Here is a 6,708-nt window from a genome sequence, read left to right as displayed (position 1 = left end):
TTGCTTGCGTAAAAAGCGCAGTTTTTAATTTGTAGGTATGATCTAACATCACGCTTTATTTTAATTTTAAATCACTGCGGATGAGGCATTTATAACGCAAATCCAAACCCAATTTCCATCCGTCCACTCACCTTATCAATACACTCCAAACAGGTTAAAAATTATGTACTTTAAAAGGTATTTTTAACCACTGAGAATATTCACGTTTAAGATTTGGTAATTGTGTATACAACATCTTTTTTAATTTTTGTTCAGACAACTTGCTACACGGTGACTGTTGCTCAGCAAGCATTATATTTTTTAGTAAAGCTCTCCCTGCCTGTGTATCCATTAAAAAATAAATAGCAGCCCAGCTACTTGCATAAAGTTTGCTGTTGTCGCCTTTTTGCCACGTATCCTCCAAGCCGATTAACCAATTAATTGTGGATACACTTTTAGCGATACTGCTATTTGTTGTCCACGATCTATTTGGCTCTACAATAGCCGTTTGCATATTATTTTTAGTCAGCTCAAAGTACTCCGCAAACCCTTCATTTAACCATCTTGGTGTGTAACCTAACACAGCCTTATTAATAGCATGCACCGCTTCATGAACAGACGTGCGCATTGCACTTTGTGCATTGTCATAGTGAATAAAAGCAGAATTACTCGCGTGAAAATACATACCCGCAGTGTTTGTAGGGTCACCACCGCGTTGCTTTATTGCGGCCTCGTAAGCACGGCGCGTAGCCAATACCGTTAAATTCAGCTTTACCTTTTTAAGTGCATGCACGCCAATAATCTGCCCATATACCTTAAATACAGTATTGAGTTTAATGCGTAGCTCTTGATTAAACGACGACGGTAAATTAGGCGTTTTTAAGGTAAGCTCAAAGTAATCTAACGATTCAATAAAGCCAGTATCGTAAGTTGCCACTGCAAAATCCGGTTTTTTATCACTAAAATGCGGCACACCGTCACTGTCTGTCCACGTAAATATATCGCCATTACGTTTATATTTAACCTCACCTAACGATACATCTACGCAGCGCGTATTGTTAGCCTGAAATAAATGATTATCGGCAGATGCTAACGTTTTTTGCATCGTCGTTGTGCTTACTTTTTTAGACTGTTTTGTGTTTATAGGCTCAGTCACTATCTGCAACGCTAAACTGTTATATATGCGTTTAACCTCACCAATTGGGTCATTATAATTAAATACCCGCCCAGTAAAATGATTAGCAATGAGCGCCGAGGCAACCAGCAACACAAAAAATACAAACACCACGCGTAATTTTGTTTTAAACATATTTATCAACGCTCTTTCCACTGCGCTTCAAAAAGCTCTTTTTGTTTGCCTCTATATTCACTGCACCACACAAAGTCGGCCGAACTCATACCTTTTTTACGACAACGCTTAGGCAGTTTATAAAATTTAGACCAAGCATCAAGTTTGGCTTGGTCACTGTAACTATCGCTGTGCAAAGACATATTTGATACTTTTTGGTTGAGTAACCAATGACTATTCGATGCTTTAGTCGTCGCAGAGGAAGTGGCCTGATAGGAACTACTCGCTTTTTTAGGTGTATTGCAATGATCAGCAAGCAAGGTAAATAAAACTTTATCGCGTGCAGTTAAACGCTCACCTTCTTTTGTGCTGTAGCCACTTCTAAATTGCGATCGAATAGCTTCGCGTTCTTTTTTAATACTATCGCAATGAGCTTGGGAGTACGTCTCATCAGCATATAGTTCTGTAGCAAATACTGTGGTTAAAATTAGTAAAATCCATTTAATCATTGTTAATCCATTAAATTAAAAAGCTTAAAAGAGTGTACCTATAAATGCTTTAAAGTACATCAAGATTACTCGCACAAAAAGCGCAGCTTTTAAATTATAGATAGGAGTTTGCTGCTCGCTTTGGGTTTAACATTTAACAGGGCTAGTTCAATTTAAAACACCTATTTGCCTCAAATAGTGAGGCAAATAGGTGTTTAATTGCCTCATTGGGCAACCTTGTAACGTGTACTGCGCCCACCTGCGGCGGTTTTTATTATGAATCCAAGCGTTTGCAAGTCCGATAAATGGCGTGTTGCGGTTGCACGGCTAACCTTAGCCACCTTCTGATACTGACTCGCACTAATACCCTGTTCAAATTGGCCATCAAGTAACTTATTAAGCACTTTTACTTGCTGCTCACCTAACTTTGTTTGATCTTTACTTGCCCAGTAATTGGTTTTAAAAATTGTTTGCTCAATATTATTAAGCGTATGGTGTATCGCATTATTGAGCGTACGTAAAAACCACTTAATCCACTTTGTAATACAAAGCTCTCCACGCTGAGTTGCTTCAAGCACTTCGTAGTAGCTTTTTCTGTCTTCTAAAATAGCCACCGACATAGCGTAAAACCGAATTGACTCAGCATGTTCTTGCGCTAATGCCAGGTCGGTTATAAGCCGTGTAATACGCCCATTACCATCCTCAAGTGGATGTATTGTTACAAACCATAAGTGTGCGATAGCTGCCCGAATAAAAGGGTCTATTTGAGGTTCATTTTGCGCTTTGTTAAACCAGTTAAAAAATAGCGAAAGCTCTTTATTTACTCGCTCTTTAGGAGGCGCTGTAAAATGTAATATCGGTTTATCTAAGCGCCCCGACACCACTTGCATTGGCTCGTCACCACGCAATTGCCCGCCTTCAATTTTAGTAAACAAGCTTTGCTCACCTGCAAACAATAAGCGATGCCAATTAAGCACTCGCTCTAAATTAAGCGCTGAGCCTGTGTTATTTATCGCATCAAGCATAATCTCTGCAAGATTATCGCTTTGCACAGTTGTTGGGTAAGGCTGCTCATTAATATTGAGCTTTTTTGCAAGTGAAGACCGAACCGAAAATGCATTAAGCTTTTCGCCCTCAATCGCACTGGAGTGAATAATATTTGCAAGTAAGGTATCAAGGGCCTGCTGCTTTTGATGAGCAGTTTGCACTCCCATACGCCCTACTAATAAACCTTGATTATACGAAAGCTCCCTTAGTAAAGGAGCAAGCGCCGCATCATCCCACGTAAAGTTTGGCCAATTTTGCTGTTGCCATATCCACATAGTCTTTATGTCCTAAAATTAATTAGCTTCAGTCTACGCCAATTATTCGCCTCATACAATGAGGCGAATAACGGAGTTAATTGCCTCATTACTTTTAAGCGCTACACAGAGAATAAATAAACAAGCAATTTAAAACGAGGTGTAAACCTCACCTATAATAATTTAAACACCACATTCAACAAAACCGTAGGTGCGATTTTACATCGCGATTTTGGTTTTAATTTATTTTTCAAACCTAAATAAACGCATCCATATTTGGTAATTGTATTATTTGCTCACTCAGCTTATTTGCAACTCTATTAATTATTTTTATGCATAAATCAATGTGGGCTAATTCAGAAGTAAATAAGTCATTTTTGAGTTTAAATGTATATTTATCGTCCACAAGTTAACTTTACCTTATTTATAAATAATAGAACCTAAGCTTCATCAATAAAATATAAATTACTTAAGCTCATCTAAGCAACTGCAGATGCCCAGCTTGCTATTAAATAAAACTAATATCAATTTTAATGTTCACTAGAAAACTGATAGGTTATTATTACAGTTTTTATCAATGGTTAGTTTTTCGTGGCAAATGAAGTTATACAGAAAATAATTAAGTACTTGCAGCAAAACACCGACATTGACGTGGTTTGGTTATATGGCTCCCACGCAAAAGGGACAGCCCAACCCCATAGTGACATTGACTTAGCCGTAGCATTTAAAAACTTTGATCTGGAGTTCTTTGATAAGCGCCTTAGACCAAAAGAGCTTGAGCTTGAAATAAGTAATGCACTCAACCTCAATGAGCAACTTGTTTCTATTATAGATATAAATATTATTCCAAGTTATTTAGCTTTCAACGTTATTGAGTATGGAAAAATAATTATAAGCAATAATAGTGTTAGAGCGATGAAAGAGCAGCAACGTATTTATAGCCAGTTTGAATTTGAAACCATAGCGAGTAAACATGACTGATACCGGAATTACACTTTATTTAAGTGAAGTAACACGCCATATTGACGAATATATAGATGAACTCGACGAACTCAGTCAAATCGATTCACTTAATAGCAGAGACTACCGAGCTGCAGAGCGATTACTACAGTTAATGACCGAGGTGTGTATTGGTTTATCAAAACATTGGCTAAAGCAGCACAAAAGTAGTACCAGCAGCAATGCCTACCAAACATTTAGCGAACTTACTAATCTAGGCTTTTTGAGCGAGGCAGAACTACTTTCATGGCGTAAAATTATAGGCTTACGAAATGCACTTGTTCACGATTACTTAAATATTGATCAAAGTATTGTAAAAACAGTCATTAAAAAGCAACACTACATAACTATGCACGTATTTAGCATTAAAGCGATTACAGAGCTAAAAAAAGGTTCATAAATAAAACCTCACCTACAGTAATTTAAGCACCGCGCTCAACAAAAGCCAAAGTGCGAATTTACTTCGCACTTTGGCTTTTAAACAAAGCTCACTCAAACACCTGTAGGCGCAAAGCTTGCTTGCGCGAAAAGCGAAGCTTTTAAAATAATTTACTTATATCGCGTTGGCGATGGCAACCAAAGGGCGGATACCGCCGACCGCCCCTTAGAATCACACGGCGCCCCTCAATTTCACTTATCTTTAAACACAAAATTAATATGAACATAAACGCGATGAAGGCACAACTTTCACATCCCTTTACGCTGCCCAGTTCGGGTATCCCTACCCTCTCGTTCAAAACTACGTTTTTCACCCATTTGCAAGCATCGCTTTACTCGCATCCATGCGAGGTAATTACTCATTAATTATGTGTTTGCAGGTGAAATTGAAGGGGGGAATTGTCTTAGCAGCTGCCTTAAAATTTGCTGTAGGCGCTCTACTTGTTCTCGTAGGAAGGATAGCTTATTGAATTTCATATAACATTAGCAATCACAATTGCTTTACTCTTACTAAGTGAAAAGCAATTATGTATTGACTACTTAATTAAAAATCATTAGTCTTTTTTAAACAATTGAAAAGTAAGGATACTGATCATGGCTCTAGAAATTAGAATCTGCTTGGATGCAGTTACTGCAGAAGTAGTAAAATGTAAAACTGATAAAAACAATACTTTCTCACAAGATAACAATCACATAAAAAGTAAAGTAATCACCTCAGGTACACCATATATTTGGCGCAAAGAATACACTGACTCTTTAAGCGCTCCTACAACAGAACAAAAAAGTATAGTCAATCAATTTGCGCTTTTATCAGCACAATCAAGAAGAAACATAGCTGGAATGCTGCGAGATTTTGGCAGCGAAACATTACTTGCTATTTCTGACTTTCAAGCTCAAGTTATACCATTTTTAGCAAACAACACACATGGTATTGTTGGTTCAGGTGCCACATCAATAGAAGCTCGCAGTTCAAAATTTGTTACTTTAGCGGGTAAATATGAAGCATCTTTAAAAGATATACGGACCGCAAATAAGTCAGGCATGCCTAAATACCACATGGTCGCTTTAGAGCAAAAAGCTCTTGGACTATTTAAAGAGCTTCAACTTAAATACCAAGCTGAACTACAACGTTTTATGAATACTAACCGTGCAAGTCGCAGAGGAACGGTTTGGTCTAACCCAAATCGTGGCGTTCACATAGCTAAAAGTGCCAGACACTCCACTAAATTAGATATAAGTAGCACCGCAGAATTTAAAAAAATTAAATATATTGAAAACACAGGGCGTTGGCTTGGTAATGGAATGATCTTACTCGATGGCGCTTTTAGAGCAAACTCGGTTTACAACGATTACAAAAATGGTGGCGACTGGCAAAGAAGTCTATCAACTGAATTGGCCAGCTTTGGAGCTTCTACTGCATCTGGTATTTTTGTCGGTTCAATTACTACCACAGCACTAAGCTCTTTACTTATGTTAACTCCTTATGGATGGGTTATTGCTATAAGTGTAGGGTTATATGTCGGTTTTACAGCAAGTATTAAAATGAATAATTTTATGAAAAAAACTTCTGAAAACATATACGACAGAAAACCTATATTTGAAGGGACTTTTTAAATGCCTGCTGCTCATTTAGCTGGATATTCTCTGATCGTATTTATGATAGGTACTTTTGCCTCCGGCATTTTATTTTCGAGAATTTCAGTCAAACATATTAATAAAAATATGGAAAAAGATGGTGTGCTTCCCCCCAGTTGGGATAAAGGCATCGGCGCTAGTGTGTCATTTTATATATTTTCGATGTTTTTTGAACGCTCCCGTATACCAACTCCAATGTTTGATGGACGTTTTGTAGCCAAGTACTCACGTCCAATTGACAAAGTAATAGGCGCTGTCCACTTAATTTCAGTCACAGGAATGATGCTTTGCCTTTGTATTGTTTCTTATTTTTCAAAGTAGTTAATAGTAAGTTATATTCACATATCCTAATTTTTTTTGGTATAAAAGCGTAGCCTTTAAGTTATCGGCAGAAGCTTATCTCGCACCTTGATTTTTACTTACAAAATTGTAAATAATTCATTCGAGTGTTTGCCTAATTGCTAGCGGCAACCAAAGAAAGACAAGCGCCGGTCTCTCTTTGGAATCACACGGCGCCCCTCAATTTCACTTATCTTTAAACACAAAATTAATATGAACCTAAACGCGATGAAGGCACAAC

Annotated in this window: 7 protein-coding genes; 4 read left to right on the top strand and 3 right to left on the bottom strand. The window is 37.6% G+C overall.

Translation table 11 applies throughout. The annotated features are described in order from the left end of the window. Window positions 1-154: 154 nt before the first annotated feature. The 3 genes from CWB66_RS20155 to CWB66_RS20145 all read right to left on the bottom strand — a co-directional run bounded on the left by CWB66_RS20155 (window position 155) and on the right by CWB66_RS20145 (window position 3,077). The gene (locus CWB66_RS20155) at window positions 155-1,288 is read right to left on the bottom strand and encodes a DUF1570 domain-containing protein (protein WP_138586797.1); all 1,134 of its coding nucleotides are present in this window, start codon (window positions 1,286-1,288) and stop codon (window positions 155-157) included. Window positions 1,289-1,293: 5 nt separating this feature from the next. Continuing rightward, on the bottom strand, window positions 1,294-1,776 hold the full coding sequence (locus CWB66_RS20150) for a hypothetical protein (protein WP_138586795.1): 483 nt from the start codon (window positions 1,774-1,776) through the stop codon (window positions 1,294-1,296). Window positions 1,777-1,979: 203 nt separating this feature from the next. Continuing rightward, the gene (locus tag CWB66_RS20145; RefSeq protein ID WP_138586793.1) at window positions 1,980-3,077 is read right to left on the bottom strand and encodes a Fic family protein; all 1,098 of its coding nucleotides are present in this window, start codon (window positions 3,075-3,077) and stop codon (window positions 1,980-1,982) included. Between the two features lie 570 nt (window positions 3,078-3,647). Between CWB66_RS20145 and mntA the strand changes: the two genes are divergently transcribed. The 4 genes from mntA (at window position 3,648) to CWB66_RS20125 (ending at window position 6,449) form a co-directional block, all read left to right on the top strand. Further along, on the top strand, window positions 3,648-4,037 hold the full coding sequence (gene mntA, locus CWB66_RS20140; protein WP_007379066.1) for a type VII toxin-antitoxin system MntA family adenylyltransferase antitoxin: 390 nt from the start codon (window positions 3,648-3,650) through the stop codon (window positions 4,035-4,037). Next, window positions 4,030-4,455, top strand: coding sequence for a type VII toxin-antitoxin system HepT family RNase toxin (hepT, locus tag CWB66_RS20135; protein WP_138586791.1), 426 nt, complete (start codon window positions 4,030-4,032; stop codon window positions 4,453-4,455). Before mntA ends, hepT begins: the two co-directional genes overlap by 8 nt. Window positions 4,456-5,087: 632 nt before the next feature. After that, window positions 5,088-6,107 (top strand): hypothetical protein, encoded by a 1,020-nt coding sequence (locus CWB66_RS20130; protein WP_138586789.1) that lies wholly within the window; start codon window positions 5,088-5,090, stop codon window positions 6,105-6,107. Then, window positions 6,108-6,449 carry a hypothetical protein gene (locus CWB66_RS20125; RefSeq protein WP_138586786.1) on the top strand — a complete coding sequence of 114 codons (342 nt, stop codon included), beginning with the start codon at window positions 6,108-6,110 and terminating at the stop codon, window positions 6,447-6,449. Window positions 6,450-6,708: the final 259 nt, after the last annotated feature.

Origin of the sequence: Pseudoalteromonas sp. S558, assembly GCF_005886635.1 — a bacterium.
Taxonomy (GTDB): Bacteria; Pseudomonadota; Gammaproteobacteria; order Enterobacterales; family Alteromonadaceae; genus Pseudoalteromonas; species Pseudoalteromonas aliena.
This window is presented reverse-complemented; position numbering and strand designations above follow the sequence as displayed.

Excerpts from the sequence above, each read along its gene's own strand:
- hepT (WP_138586791.1), top strand. The coding sequence starts at position 4,030 with ATGACTGATACCGGAATTACACTTTATTTAAGTGAAGTAACACGCCAT.
- CWB66_RS20145 (WP_138586793.1), bottom strand. The coding sequence starts at position 3,077 with ATGTGGATATGGCAACAGCAAAATTGGCCAAACTTTACGTGGGATGAT.
- CWB66_RS20125 (WP_138586786.1), top strand. The coding sequence starts at position 6,108 with ATGCCTGCTGCTCATTTAGCTGGATATTCTCTGATCGTATTTATGATA.
- CWB66_RS20155 (WP_138586797.1), bottom strand. The coding sequence starts at position 1,288 with ATGTTTAAAACAAAATTACGCGTGGTGTTTGTATTTTTTGTGTTGCTG.
- CWB66_RS20150 (WP_138586795.1), bottom strand. The coding sequence starts at position 1,776 with ATGATTAAATGGATTTTACTAATTTTAACCACAGTATTTGCTACAGAA.
- CWB66_RS20130 (WP_138586789.1), top strand. The coding sequence starts at position 5,088 with ATGGCTCTAGAAATTAGAATCTGCTTGGATGCAGTTACTGCAGAAGTA.